The organism is Streptomyces sp. NPDC051921, assembly GCF_040680975.1.
Lineage (GTDB): Bacteria > Actinomycetota > Actinomycetes > Streptomycetales > Streptomycetaceae > Streptomyces.
The window spans coordinates 1-12,585 of the sequence record NZ_JBFAXU010000011.1 but is presented as its reverse complement, the minus strand read 5'-3'; the positions used below and the strand labels follow the sequence as shown (position 1 = coordinate 12,585).

Here is a 12,585-nt window from a genome sequence, read left to right as displayed (position 1 = left end):
GGCCCTCGCAGCGGCCGGCGCCCCCGTCGTACGTCGACGGGGGCACCGGCCGCCGAGGACGTTGGACCTACGGGATGTCCGCCATGGCGATGCAGGTCACGACGAGGCCCCGGTCGACGAGCCAGCGGCCGTGAAAGCCGCTCAGCCGCTCACCGGACGGGGCGAATCCGGGAACCAGGATGCGCGCGGTGAACGTGCCGTCCGGTGCGATGACGATGCTGGCCTCGTCGAAGTCCAGCCAGCTGCGGGTCACCGGGAACCAGGCCTTGTAGACCGATTCCTTCGCGCTGAACAGCAGCCGGTCCCACGCGATGCCGCCGGTGGTCGGCAGCGCGTCCAGGGACGTGCGCTCCTCGGGCCGGGCGATGGTGTCCAGGACGCCTTCGGGCAGGGCCGCGTGCGGCTCGGCGTCGATGCCGAGCAGGGCGATCTCGTCGCCGCGGGCCACCACGGCCGCGCGGTACCCGGCGCAGTGCGTCATGCTGCCGACTACTCCCCGCGGCCAGACGGGCGCTCCCCGCTGGCCGGGGAGCAGGGGTGCGGGCGGGTGGCCGAGCGCGGCCAGGGCGTCCCTGGCGCAGGCGCGGACCGTGGTGAACTCGGCGCGTCGCTTCTCGACGGCGCGCTCCAGCAGGGCGAGCTCCTCGGGGAACAGCGGGTCGTCGCGGTCGTCGAAGCTGTGCGACCAGCGCACCGCGGGCGGCAGTATGCGCTCGATCACGCGGACCCGCCTCCGAACCCGGCGCTGGTGAAGGGGAGTCGGGCGGCCGGCTGTGCGGGGAGGATCTGCCGGGCCAGGTCGGAGCGGAGCCCGAAGCGGCGCCACTCCCGGGGGTAGCCGAGCGAGACCTCGTGGAAGGGCACGCCGTCGTAGCTGACGCTGCGGGGGATGTGCAGGTGGCCGTAGACGACCGCCGTCACCCCGAAGCGCAGGTGCCAGTCCGCGCTGTGCACCGTTCCGCACCACTGGACGAATTCCTGATGGGTCATCACTTCCGTGGGGCGGCGGATCAGGGGCCAGTGGTTGACGAGGACGAGCGGGAGGTCGCGCGGCGTCTCGGCGAGCCGCCGCTCGGTCTCGGCCAGCCGCGCCGCGCACCACGCCTGCCGGCTCGGGTAGGGGTCGGGGTGGAGGAAGTACTCGTCGGTGCAGACGATCCCGGCCTCGCGGGCCGCGGCGAGCGACTCCTCCACGGTGGTCGTGCCGGGGGTGAGGAACGAGTAGTCGTAGAGCAGGAACAACGGGGCGATGCGCACGGGCCCGCCGGGACCCGTCCAGGTCGGGTAGGGGTCCTCGGGCGTGAGGACACCGAGACGGCGGCACAGGGCCACGAGCTGCTCGTAGCGCGCGACGCCCCGGAGCGCCCCCGGGTCGTCAGGGTGCGTCCACAGCTCGTGGTTCCCCGGCACCCAGACGACCTGGGCGAAGCGTTCGCTGAGCAGGGTGAGCGCCCAGACGATGTCCTCCATGCGTTCTCCGACGTCACCGGCGACGATCAGCCAGTCGTCCGGGGACGAAGGTCGGAGTGCCTCGACGACCTCACGGTTGTCGGCATAGCCGACGTGCAAGTCACTGATGGCTCGCAGAGCCCCCTGTGTCGACATGCTTCTCACCCTAGATCAGCGGGAGCCGGCGCTCGGTGCGGATCGGGAGACGCGCTCCGGGCACGCGGGCACCGCGCTGCCGCTCGCCGGCCCGCGCCCGGGGACCGGGGCAGGAATCCGGGGGCCGGGCGGGGCGCCCGCCCGGCCCCGGCGCCCGGGTGGCCGGAATGTCGACGAACGCCGACGCGTACCGACGCACGGGCACCAAGCTGATCTGCATGGCGGTCAAGGCGGGCGGCTCCGGGCCCCTCCTCGACCAGCCGTCCGAACTCGGCTGGGGCACGGACTTCCGGCGCGTCTTCTTCCCCGCCCTCATGGGCATGACCGCCTCCTGGGCGACGCTCAGCCTCGACATCCCCGACCGCAGGACTGGCTGGTCCGCCGCACCGCCCTCGACCTCGGCGGCCTCTACCGCGCCGACGGCCCCTACGGGTACCGGGGCGGCTGGAACCCGGCCGCCGTCCTCGCCTTCCTCGTCGGCGGGGTCCTCGCGGTCGGCGGCTCCCACTCGGCGCCCGGCACCGGCCCGTTCCCCGAGGACGGCCTGATCCCCTTGCTCAGGCCCCTCGCCGACCACGGCTGGGCGGTCGGGCTCGCCGCCGTGCTGCTCCTCCACACCGGCCTCATGGCGCGGCACCGGGACCGGGGCGCGGCCGGGGGGCCGGAGTGACACACGCGACACTCTGATCTTTACCCGTCCGTCTCCATGACATAGCCTCGGCGACACAGACCACCTGGGTAGCGTGCGATCCACCCCACTCCGGTCATGTGTCGACGCATGGCCTGTTGCCCGCAACCCGCCCCCCACGGTGTCGTTTTCCGTTCACACAGAGCAACAGAAGGCGGTCGTCGATGTCCGGCACGGAATCCTCCGACTACACCCAGCGGCTCGCCCGGCTGGAGAACTCGGGGATCAAGCGACTGCTGCCCACCCAGGCGCCGTACCGGTGGAACCTGAAGCGCCTGGGTCTGGGACGCGTGCTGGACGTCGGCTGCGGCATCGGCCGCAACCTGCTCAACTGCGGCCCCGACAGCGTGGGCGTCGACCACAACGCGACCTCCGTCGCCACCTGTCGTGAGCGCGGCCTCACCGCGTACACGCCCGACGAGCTCGCCGAGGCCCCGGACTGCGGCCCGGGCTCCTTCGACAGCCTGCTGTGCGCGCACGTCCTGGAGCACATGGACGAGACCCTGGGCAACACGATCCTGGAGCAGTACCTGCCCCTGGTGAAGCCCGGTGGCTCGGTCGTCCTGATCTGCCCGCAGGAGGCCGGCTACAAGACGGACGCCACCCACGTGCGGTTCGTCGACTTCGACGGGCTGCGCGCCCACGCGGAGAAGGTCGGCCTGAAGGTCGAGCGCACCTACTCGTTCCCCTTCGCCCGCTCGGTCGGCAAGGCCTTCCCGTACAACGAGTTCATCCTGGTCGCCCGCACCCCGGCCGCCTGAGCCGCACCGATCAGGGGAGCGGGTCCGGCCGCCAGCCGGGTACGTGGGTCGCCGCGGCGCGCTCCCAACCGGCCACACCCCCGGGGACCGGCCAGGCACGGGTGATCTCCGGGGTCCGTTCGACCGACCCCAGGACGTCCGCGAGCCACCGGCCGGCCGCCGCGGTGTGCACGGCCGCCAGCGGACCGTCGGCCGCGGCCGTCCGCCGCTCGTACTCCTCGACCGGACGGGCGGAGCACAGCGCCACGTAGGAGGCGTCGACCGCCCGCGACAGCAGCAGGACCGGCGGGCGGCCGCCTTCGGCGAGGGCCGCGACCAGCCGGTCGTGCCCGTCGAGCACCACCGGGGAGTTCAGTCCGCTGATCCACCACAGCAGGACCGGCGGCAGCACGCCCTCCCGGTACTGGCGGCGATACGCCTTGACCCGGGCCGCCGCGGGATCGGACAGCGCCCGCAGCGGCAGCAGATCGCGGGCGTCCTCGACCGGGTCGCCGTAGCCGAACCAGGTCAGATGGCCCCGGTCGGGATCGTGCGCGAGCGGCTTGGGCCAGTTGCCGTCCACGAACCAGCCCGGCGTCATCGGCCCCAGGTTCCAGTCGCCCGCGTGCAGTGGCCCGTCGGCCGCCCCGCGCAGCTCCGCCTCCGCGTGCGCGGCCCAGCGCTCCGTCCAGGCCTCCGAACCGGGAGCGGCGAACGCGGCGAAGGAACGGGCCGTGGCGGCCTTCAGCGGGGTGAGCGGCGAGACGTAGGCGCCGGTCCGCGCGTAGTGCACCCCGTAGTGGCTCGCCCGCTGCCGCGCGAAGAGGACGGGCCGCCCGCCCTGCACCAGGACGAGCCGTCCGCCGTCCGCGCATTCCATCCGCAGCCCCGGCCGCACCGGGTGATCGATCCGCATGCGGGGAGCCTACGAGACCTCCGGCGGCCCTGGTCGGGGCGGCGGGCCCGTGAGAGCGGCCGGACCCCGGTCAGGGCACCCGGGCCGTCCACTCCGTCGTCCCGAACTTGGTCTCCGCCAGCTCCTTGGCCAGCGCCAGCTCCTCCTCCGTGACGCGGCCCTCGGCGAGGCCGTAGCGGCCCCGGAAGGACGCGATCATGCGGTCGATGACGGCCTCGCGGGGCAGGCCGGTCTGGCGGCGCAGCGGGTCCACCCGCTTCTTGGCGCTCGTGGTGCCCTTGTCGGAGAGCTTCTCGCGCCCGATCCGCAGCACGTCGGTCATCTTGTCGGCGTCGATGTCGTACGCCATCGTCACGTGGTGCAGCACCGCGCCCGCGCCCGCGACCATGCGCTTCTGCGCGGCGCCCGCGATCTTCCCGGCGTCGGTCGCGATGTCGTTGAGCGGCTGGTACCAGGCCTTGATCCCCATGTCGCCGAGCGCGCCCAGCACCCAGTCGTCGAGATAGGCGTAGCTGTCGGTGAAGGAGAGGCCCTGGACCAGGGCGTCGGGCACCGACAGCGAGTACGTGATGGTGTTGCCGGGCTCGATGAACATGGCGCCGCCGCCGCTGATCCGGCGGACCACCTCGATGCCGTGCCGCTCGGCCGCCTCCCGGTCCACCTCGTTGCGCAGCGACTGGAAGCTGCCGATCACCACGGCCGGGGCACCCCATTCCCACACCCGCAGGGTCGGCGGCCTGCGGCCGGCGGCCACCTCTGCCGTCAGGACCTCGTCGAGCGCCATGTGCAGGGCGGGGGACTGCGGCGCCTCGTGGATCAGCTGCCAGTCGTAGTCGGTCCAGTCGGTCGCGTGCGCCAGCGCCCGGCGGACCGCGACCCCGATGCCCTCCGTGGTGAGGCCGAACATCTCGGTGCCCGGCGGCAGCGCCTGGTCGATGCGGGCGGCGAGGCCCGCGGCGTCCGTGTCGGCGGGGGCGCCCTCCAGGGCCCCGTCGATCGCCAGGATCGCCTCGTCCGGTTCGAGGAAGAAGTCGCCCGCGACCCGGACCCGGCGCAGCACGCCCTCCTCCACGTCGAGGTCGACGACGACCAGCTTGCCGCCCGGGACCTTGTACTCGCCGTGCACGGAACCCTCCCTGGATGTAAGGGGTGAAGTCGATCAAAGCGTACTCGCGGCCCGGGGGTCGCCCGCCGGTCGTCCACAGGTCGCCGCGGGGACCCCTGGATGTCAGACGGGTGTGGTGGGATGGACGCATGACGGAACGACGCACGACCGGACACGCCACCGGAGAAACCGACTTCCTCGCCCACGTCCTCGCCGGCGGCACGACCGAGGTGGAGGAGGCGGTCCGCAAGGCCGCCGCCGCCGAGATCATGCCCCGCTTCCGGCAGCTCGACGCCGACGACATCGTCGAGAAGAACGGACCGCACGACCTGGTCACCGTCGCCGACCGTGCCGCCGAGGCCCACCTCACCGCCTCCCTGACCGCCCTGCTGCCCGGCTCCGTGGTGGTCGGCGAGGAGGCCGTGCACGCCGACCCGACCGTGTACGAGGCCCTCCGGGGCGACGCCCCGGTGTGGATCGTCGACCCTGTGGACGGCACCCGGCAGTTCGTCAACGGCGAGGCGGGGTTCTGCACCCTCGTCGCCCTCGCCCGCGGCGGCGAGCTGCTCGCCTCCTGGACCTACGCCCCCGCCCTCGACGAGCTCGCGATCGCGGTGCGCGGCCGCGGCGCCACCCTGAACGGCACGGTGATACGGGCGGGCGCGCCCGCCCCCGGAGCGGTTCTGGAGGTCGCCACGTCCCACCCCGACTACACCACCCCGGACCAGAAGCGCGCCCTGCTCGGACTCCGTACCGAAGGCGTCGCCCCCCGCCCCTGCGGCTCTGCCGGCCTCGAGTACCTGGCGATCGCCCGGGGCGGGCTCGATGCCGTCGCCTTCTCCTGGGAGTACGCCTGGGACCACGCGGCGGGTCTCCTCCTCGTCGCGGAGGCCGGGGGCGCCGACCTGACCCTCACCGGCGAGCCCTTCCGCATCACCGGGGGGAACACGCTGCCGTTCACCGCCGCCCGTGACGCGGCCACCGCGGCGCGGATCCGCTCCCTGCTCGGGGCGGCGTAAGTGCCTTACCGGGCCGGGAATATGCTGGGATCCTTGGCCGTCGGCTGACGAAGGAGTCCAAGGTGCCGTCGATGCTCGATGCCGTCGTCGTGGGGGCGGGACCCAACGGACTGACCGCCGCCGTGGAGCTCGCCCGGCGGGGCTTCTCCGTGGCCGTGTTCGAGGCGCGGCCGACGATCGGCGGCGGCGCCCGCACCGAGGAACTCACCCTGCCCGGCTTCCGCCACGACCCCTGCTCCGCCGTGCACCCGCTGGGCGTCACCTCGCCCGTGTTCCGGACCATGCCGCTGGAGCGCCACGGCCTGGAGTGGCTGCATCCGCGGCTGCCCATGGCCCACCCCTGGGACGACGGCACCGCGGCCGTGCTGTCCCGGTCGGTCGCCGAGACCGCGGCTTCCTTCGGGCCGAGGGACGCGGGCGCGTACCGACGCCTGATCACGCCCTTCCTGCCCCACTGGGAGACTCTGGTACGGGACTTCATGCAGCTGCCGCTCACCGCGCTGCCCCGCGACCCGGTCACCCTGGCCCGCTTCGGCCTCGCCGGCATCCCGCCGTCCACCTGGCTCATGCGCCGGTTCCGCGACGAGAAGGCGCGCGCCCTGTTCGCCGGGCTGGTCGCCCATGTCATCGCCCCGCTCGACGGCTTCGCGACCGGCGCCGTCGGCCTGGTCTTCGCGCTCGCCGCCCACGCGGCCGGCTGGCCGATGCCGCGGGGCGGCTCCCAGGCGATCTCCGACGCCCTCGCCGCGTACCTGAAGGAGCTCGGCGGCGCCGTCCACACGGACTTCGAGGTCAAGCGCCTGGACGACCTGCCGCCGGCCCGCGCCTACGTCTTCGACACCTCGCCCACCGCCCTCGCCCGGATCGCCGGCCTCGGCTCCGCCTACGACGCCTACCGCTACGGCGCGAGCGTGTTCAAGATCGACTACGCCCTGTCCGGGCCCGTGCCGTGGACCGCGGAGGCCGCCCGCCGGGCGGGCACCGTCCAGATCGGCCCCACCATGGGCGAGATCGGCACCGCCCTGCGCCAGGCCTCCTCCGGCACGGCCCCCGACACCCCGTTCCTCATCACGGCCCAGCCCAGCCTGGTCGACCCCGGCCGCGCGCCCGAGGGCAAGCACGTCTTCTGGGCCTACGGCCACGTCCCCAACGGCTGGCGCGGCGACCTCACCGAGGCCATGGAGCGGCAGATCGAGCGCTTCGCGCCCGGCTTCCGCGACCTGATCCTCGCCCGCGCCACCGCCGGCCCGCCCGAACTCGCCGCCCGCAACGCCAACTACGTCGGCGGCGACATCGCCTGCGGCGCCGCCCGCGGCCTCCAGCTGGTGCTCCGCCCCAAGCTCTCCCTCTTCCCGTACCACACGGCGCACCCGGCGGTCTTCCTCTGCTCCTCCGCCACCCCGCCCGGCCCCGGCGTGCACGGCATGTCCGGGCACAACGCGGCGAAGGCCGTCTGGCGCCGGCTGCGCACCCCCGCAGCGGCCTGAGTCCGCGCGCGAGAATGCGGATGTCCGACGCGGCCGACGGCGGGAGGATGGAGACATGAGCACCCGACCCGAGATCGTCCTCGTCCGCGGCGACATCACCGAGCAGGACACCGACGTCATCGTCAACGCCGCCAACTCCTCGCTCCTCGGCGGCGGCGGGGTCGACGGCGCCATCCACCGCAAGGGCGGGCCCGCCATCCTCGCCGCGTGCCGCGAGCTGCGCGCCGGGCACTACGGGCGCGGCCTGCCGACCGGCCAGGCCGTCGCCACCACCGCCGGAAACCTCGCCGCCCGCTGGGTCGTCCACACCGTCGGTCCGGTGTATCAGGGCGCCGGCGGCGACCCGTCGCTGTTGGCGTCCTGCTACCGGGAGGCCCTGAAGGTCGCCGACGGGCTGGGGGCGCGCACCGTCGCCTTCCCGGCCGTCTCGACCGGGGCCTACGGGTGGCCGATGGGGGACGCCGCGCGCATCGCCGTGGAGGCGGTGCGGCACGCGAACACCGACGTCGAAGAGGTCAGGTTCGTCCTCTTCGACGAGGAGGCGTACCGGGCGTTCGCCGAGCGGATTCACTCCTCGTAGTCATCGCGCCGCGCGGGTTCGGCCGACCTGCCCCTGCTGCCAGGCCCCGCTCAGCGCCCCGCATCCCGGCCGGGTCCCGCCGACGACCTCGTTCGGGCTCCGGCCTCTGACGGGCCGTCAACCAGCGGGGCCGGAGGCTCGCATGACTATTCTCCGACGCATGCACATACGAAGATCGAAGCCGATGCGCCGTGCCATGGGCATCTTCCTCGCGGCCGTACTCCTGTGCGCCGGGCAGATCGAACCGGTCGCCGCCGTGGAGACCACCCCCGGCGACGCGACGAACACCGCCCACACCACCGAGCCGCTGCGCGTGATGACCTGGAACGTCTGCGGCGAGGCCGGCGGACCCGGGCCATGGGATGCCGGATACTGCCCGGAACGCAACACGCGGCTGCCCGACGACACGAACACCCTGAAGAAGGCGTTCGAGGTCGCCGGCCTCGTCAACGGCGAGGGCCTGGACGCCGTGCTGCTGCAGGAGGTGTGCGCGGGCACGCTGAACAGCGGGCCGGGCAACCTCAGCCAGCTCGACCAGATCCTCCGCCTGCTCACCCCGACGGGGGCCTGGACGGCGGTGTCGGCGACCACCCCGCGCGCGTCCGACGGCGAGTCGGCGTGTCGGAACACCCTGTCGGGCGACGTGAGCACGGCGATCCTGGTCAAGGGCGAGGTCGAGTGGTCCCGCGAGACGCCGCTGCCCGTGCCGGCGGGCAAGCAGCAGAAGCCGGGCAAGGTGCTGTGTGCGGGGGTGGCCGGGTGGGAGACCCATCTGTGCACGACGCACCTCACCAACTACGGGGCCTCCCCGGAGGGTGTGACCGCCTACCAGGCGCAGATCGACACCGTCGCCCGCCAGGTCGACGACTTCCGCTCGGTGATCCTCGGCGGCGACTTCAACACCAGGCAGAGGGACCTGCTGCAGCCGCTCCACCGGACGATGGCCGAATGCGATCAGCAGGCCTACCACGCAGGTGACGTCCCGAACGAGATCACCAAGGTCACGAACAAGTGGACCCCTGCACCGGACGGCTCCCTCGTCCAGGGGGCGACCGAGACATCCAAGATCGATTACCTCTTCGCGACCGCCGGATTCGGGGCCTGCGACTCCCGGCCCGAGTACGCGGACAGCGCCGACTACTCCAAGGCGGTCCAGCCCGACTGCACCAAGGACACCGGCGCGGCCTGCGTGCCGAACGCCCCCTCCGACCACGCCCCGCTGCTCGGCACGGTGAAGGGCGGCCCGCGGCTGAACTGGCCCCTCAGGGACGCCGAGGGGCACTTCGGCACCGTCAAGGGCGGTGTCGTCTGGAGCACCGACCACGGAGGCACGGCCGTACTGGACGGCTCCACCGGGGAGATCGTCGCCGATGGTCCCGTCGTGGACACCACCCGGAGCTTCACGGTCTCCGCCTGGGTCAAGGTCGACCCGGACGCGGGCACCTCGGTGGCGCTGGCCCAGGACGGGTCCGTCATCAGCGGCATGATGCTCTGGTACAACCAGCCGGACCGTACCTGGCGGTTCGGCCTGCCGAAGGCCGACAGCACCACCTGGAGCATGGACCAGGCCATCTCCAGGACGGCCGCCGTACCCGGCCGCTGGACCCGTCTCACGGGTACGTTCGACGCGCTGAGCGGCGCCGTCGACCTGTACGTCGACGGCGAGCCGGCCGGTTCCGCCGGCCACGCGGCCACCTGGGCGGCCACGGGTGCCTTCACCGTCGGCCGGGACAAAGTCGCCGGACGCTCCAACGGCTTCTGGAAGGGTTCCGTCCAGTCCGTCGAGGTGTACGACTACCCGATGACGGCCGCCCAGGCCGCTTCGGCGGCCCGCTCCCTCACCGCCCCCGGCCGGACCGTCACCTCCCCCGCGACGGGGGCGAACGGTCCCGGATGCCACGTCGGTAGCTACTCCGCCGGGGACTTCGGCACCGTCACCACCACCACGCCCGATCTGACCGCCCGTGTGGCCCATCCGGATCCCTCCCACGAGGTCTGGGCCGAATTCTCCATCTGGGACAACACCGACCCGCAGCAGCCCCAGCCGATCCGGCTCGGCGGCCCGGGTTCCGCGAGCGGCAAGGTGACGGGGAACGGCACGGTCTCGGTCCGGCCGACGCTGCTCGCCGGACACCGATACGGGTGGTACGCCCGGACGGTCGACGGCACCTCGGCCCCCTCGCCGACCGCCGCGGTCTGCCACTTCACGGTCGCGCACTAGCGGGCGACCCCCGTGCGTCCGGCCGCCCCCCGACGGCCGGACCACGGCATCGCAGCCCACGGACGGGCCGGGGCAGCCCGGCGGCCGGGTCAGCGTGCCGACACGGCGGCGAGCCCCGCCCGTTCGCCGGAGACCGACCGGGCGAGACCGGCGGCGACGGACGTCGCCGCCGAGGCCACCGCGGTGACGACCGCAGGGACGTTCCCGTCGGCCGGGGTCAGCGCGGCGAGCGACGCCACGACCCGGCGGTCCGGTCCCCGGACGGGCAGCGCCACGCAGGTCAGACCCGCCGCCGGCCCGTTCCGGTCCACGGAAGGCCCCGGGTCCCGGCCCACGAGCGGGCGCCCGGGCGCCGAACCGAGCGGGAACGCCATGCCGTCGCGTACCGGTAGGACCGACTCCGCGCGCCCCGGCACCGAGACGACGGTCAACGCGTGTTCGTCGCGGAGCACGGCGAGCAGCACGCTGGCTCCCGTCGCCGCACGCAGCCGGTGCAGGGCCGGCCGGGCCGCTGCCGTCAGGCCCGGATACGGCTGCCACGACTGACCGAGCCGGAACAGCTGCGGCCCCAACGCGTACCTGCGGCCGCGCCGTTCGACGGCGCCGACGGGCCCGAGCTGGTCCAGCAGCCGGTGCGCGGTCCCCTTGGGCACCCCGCACGCCGCGGCGAGCTCGCTCAGGCCCGCCTCCCCGCCCCGTCGCCGCAGGGCGTCGAGCAGCGCGAACGCGCCCTCGACCACGCCTCTGCCGGCAGCGGGTCCTTCCCCCGTGGTGTCCGTTGTTCTGTGCGACATGCAGCGAAGTCTGCGAACCCGTCGGCCGCGGCGCCATCCCAGGAATCTGGGGGGTGCCGGCCCATCCGCCGGTGAACGACGGCGACCTGCGCGTTTATCAGACATTCAGCGGGCGGCGAGAGGCTCTTCTTCACATGGCCCGCACCACCAACTGGCAAACCGTTCACGGCCGCACCGTCCGGGCGGCCCGGCAGGCGCGGGGTTCCGTCGCCGTCCTGGAGGCCGCGGCCACCGCGATCGCCGGCGCCGTGCCCTTCGAACTGTGGGCCGGGGTGCTGCTCGACCCGGTGACCCTCCTCAACGTGGGCGGCTGCTACCGCTACGGCGTCAGCGATGCGTGGCTGCCCCGCATGCTGGACATCGAGTACCGCGAGGGGGACGCCCTCTCGATGCCCGCCCTCGCCCGCCAGGCGCGGCCCGTCGGCACCCTCGCGGGAGCCCTCGACGGCGAGTTGGAGCGGAGCCTGCGCTACCAGGACATCTACCGCCCGCTCGGCATGGCCGACGAGATGCGGCTGCTGCTGCGCGACGCCGGACGCGTGTGGGGCGCTCTGGTGCTCACCCGGTCCGCCGACCGGCCGCCGTTCTCCGCCGCCGAGACGGAGTTCGCCGCCCGGCTGTCCGCCCCCCTGGGCCGCGCGCTGCGGGACGCCCTGACCGAACGGCCCGCGGCGCCCGCCCCCGAGGCCCGGGCGCTCGTGGTGCTCAGCGCGGACTACGAGATCGTCACCCGGTCCGCGACGGCGGCCGCCTGGTGCGCCGAACTGTCCGAGACCCCCGCCCGCGGCACGGCACTGCCGGCCGCCGCGTACGGGGTCGCCGCCGCGGCCCTGAACAGCCCCTCGGGCGGCAGCCGGGTGTGCGTGCCGACCCGCTCGGGCGGCTGGGCCGCCGTCGAGGGCTGGCGGCTGGAGACGGGGGAGCGGCCCCAGGTCGCCCTGTCCATGGGCCCCGCGTCCCCGCCGGACCGCATCGCCGCGCTGATGGAGGCCTACGCGCTCACACCCCGCGAGTGCCAGGTCCTGACCGAGGTGGTCAGCGGCGCGCCCACGACGCAGATCGCGGACCGGCTCACCCTGTCCCCGTTCACCGTGCAGGACCACCTGAAGGCGGTCTTCGCCAAGACCGGGGTCCGCTCGCGCCGCGAGCTCGTGGGCCAGATCTTCTTCCCGCACTACCTTCCGGACCTGGCGCGGGAGGAGGCCGGGGCCGCCGCCCCGGCCTGAGGCGTCGGCCGCCCCACGATCCCCCGGCCGGCCCCGGAGGGCGCCGGCACCCCGGCGGCGCCGGCCCCCAGAGGCGTCGGCCCCGTTATGTTTTTCGCGATCCTGCAACGGGGCCGCTGGCCTCCGGGCCCGGCATGACTGTTGCCCCCTGTCGAACGGATGACCTGGGGGGTGGTGTCACCGGGCCCGAGGGGTGCCGTCGGA

11 protein-coding genes and 1 pseudogene are annotated in these 12,585 nt (G+C 73.9%); 7 read left to right on the top strand and 5 right to left on the bottom strand.

Translation table 11 applies throughout. The features are described 5' to 3' along the window. Positions 1–67: 67 nt before the first annotated feature. Complete coding sequence (locus AB0M16_RS16380) at positions 68–721, bottom strand: 4'-phosphopantetheinyl transferase superfamily protein (RefSeq protein ID WP_365343263.1); 654 nt, start codon at positions 719–721, stop codon at positions 68–70. Further along, the gene (locus AB0M16_RS16375) at positions 718–1,605 is read right to left on the bottom strand and encodes a metallophosphoesterase (RefSeq protein WP_365343261.1); all 888 of its coding nucleotides are present in this window, start codon (positions 1,603–1,605) and stop codon (positions 718–720) included. The genes AB0M16_RS16380 and AB0M16_RS16375 overlap by 4 nt, the downstream gene beginning before the upstream one ends. A 209-nt stretch (positions 1,606–1,814) precedes the next feature. Between AB0M16_RS16375 and AB0M16_RS16370 the strand changes: the two are divergent. Next, positions 1,815–2,275 (top strand): annotated as a pseudogene (locus AB0M16_RS16370) (cytosine permease); the annotation flags it as partial. Between the two features lie 182 nt (positions 2,276–2,457). Next, positions 2,458–3,054: a class I SAM-dependent methyltransferase gene (locus AB0M16_RS16365; protein WP_365343259.1), complete on the top strand. Its 597-nt coding sequence runs from the start codon at positions 2,458–2,460 to the stop codon at positions 3,052–3,054. Between the two features lie 10 nt (positions 3,055–3,064). Here AB0M16_RS16365 and AB0M16_RS16360 read toward each other — a convergent pair whose 3' ends face one another. After that, positions 3,065–3,949: a hypothetical protein gene (locus AB0M16_RS16360; RefSeq protein WP_365343257.1), complete on the bottom strand. Its 885-nt coding sequence runs from the start codon at positions 3,947–3,949 to the stop codon at positions 3,065–3,067. Positions 3,950–4,019: 70 nt separating this feature from the next. After that, a complete protein-coding gene (locus AB0M16_RS16355; protein WP_365343255.1) occupies positions 4,020–5,075 on the bottom strand; it encodes a biotin/lipoate A/B protein ligase family protein in 1,056 nt (351 codons plus the stop codon). A 128-nt stretch (positions 5,076–5,203) separates the two neighbouring features. Here AB0M16_RS16355 and AB0M16_RS16350 point away from each other — a divergent pair, with 128 nt between their 5' ends. The 4 genes from AB0M16_RS16350 to AB0M16_RS16335 all read left to right on the top strand — a co-directional run bounded on the left by AB0M16_RS16350 (position 5,204) and on the right by AB0M16_RS16335 (position 10,361). After that, positions 5,204–6,073: an inositol monophosphatase family protein gene (locus tag AB0M16_RS16350; protein WP_365343252.1), complete on the top strand. Its 870-nt coding sequence runs from the start codon at positions 5,204–5,206 to the stop codon at positions 6,071–6,073. 62 nt (positions 6,074–6,135) lie between these two features. Next, positions 6,136–7,560: an NAD(P)/FAD-dependent oxidoreductase gene (locus tag AB0M16_RS16345; protein ID WP_365343250.1), complete on the top strand. Its 1,425-nt coding sequence runs from the start codon at positions 6,136–6,138 to the stop codon at positions 7,558–7,560. Between the two features lie 55 nt (positions 7,561–7,615). Next, a complete protein-coding gene (locus tag AB0M16_RS16340) occupies positions 7,616–8,140 on the top strand; it encodes an O-acetyl-ADP-ribose deacetylase (RefSeq protein WP_365343248.1) in 525 nt (174 codons plus the stop codon). Positions 8,141–8,300: 160 nt separating this feature from the next. Continuing rightward, on the top strand, positions 8,301–10,361 hold the full coding sequence (locus AB0M16_RS16335) for a LamG-like jellyroll fold domain-containing protein (protein WP_365343246.1): 2,061 nt from the start codon (positions 8,301–8,303) through the stop codon (positions 10,359–10,361). A gap of 89 nt (positions 10,362–10,450) precedes the next feature. On the opposite strand, the gene AB0M16_RS16330 is transcribed toward AB0M16_RS16335, so the two are convergent. Beyond that, on the bottom strand, positions 10,451–11,155 hold the full coding sequence (locus AB0M16_RS16330; protein WP_365343244.1) for a helix-turn-helix domain-containing protein: 705 nt from the start codon (positions 11,153–11,155) through the stop codon (positions 10,451–10,453). A 134-nt stretch (positions 11,156–11,289) separates the two neighbouring features. On the opposite strand from AB0M16_RS16330, the gene AB0M16_RS16325 reads away from it, so the two are divergent. After that, positions 11,290–12,381, top strand: coding sequence for a LuxR C-terminal-related transcriptional regulator (locus AB0M16_RS16325; protein ID WP_365343242.1), 1,092 nt, complete (start codon positions 11,290–11,292; stop codon positions 12,379–12,381). Positions 12,382–12,585 lie beyond the last annotated feature (204 nt).

Bases quoted from the DNA above. Each gene is read 5' to 3' on its own strand.
- AB0M16_RS16375 (WP_365343261.1), bottom strand. From the start codon at position 1,605: ATGTCGACACAGGGGGCTCTGCGAGCCATCAGTGACTTGCACGTCGGC.
- AB0M16_RS16365 (WP_365343259.1), top strand. From the start codon at position 2,458: ATGTCCGGCACGGAATCCTCCGACTACACCCAGCGGCTCGCCCGGCTG.
- AB0M16_RS16360 (WP_365343257.1), bottom strand. From the start codon at position 3,949: ATGCGGATCGATCACCCGGTGCGGCCGGGGCTGCGGATGGAATGCGCG.
- AB0M16_RS16350 (WP_365343252.1), top strand. From the start codon at position 5,204: ATGACGGAACGACGCACGACCGGACACGCCACCGGAGAAACCGACTTC.
- AB0M16_RS16340 (WP_365343248.1), top strand. From the start codon at position 7,616: ATGAGCACCCGACCCGAGATCGTCCTCGTCCGCGGCGACATCACCGAG.
- AB0M16_RS16335 (WP_365343246.1), top strand. From the start codon at position 8,301: ATGCACATACGAAGATCGAAGCCGATGCGCCGTGCCATGGGCATCTTC.
- AB0M16_RS16330 (WP_365343244.1), bottom strand. From the start codon at position 11,155: ATGTCGCACAGAACAACGGACACCACGGGGGAAGGACCCGCTGCCGGC.
- AB0M16_RS16325 (WP_365343242.1), top strand. From the start codon at position 11,290: ATGGCCCGCACCACCAACTGGCAAACCGTTCACGGCCGCACCGTCCGG.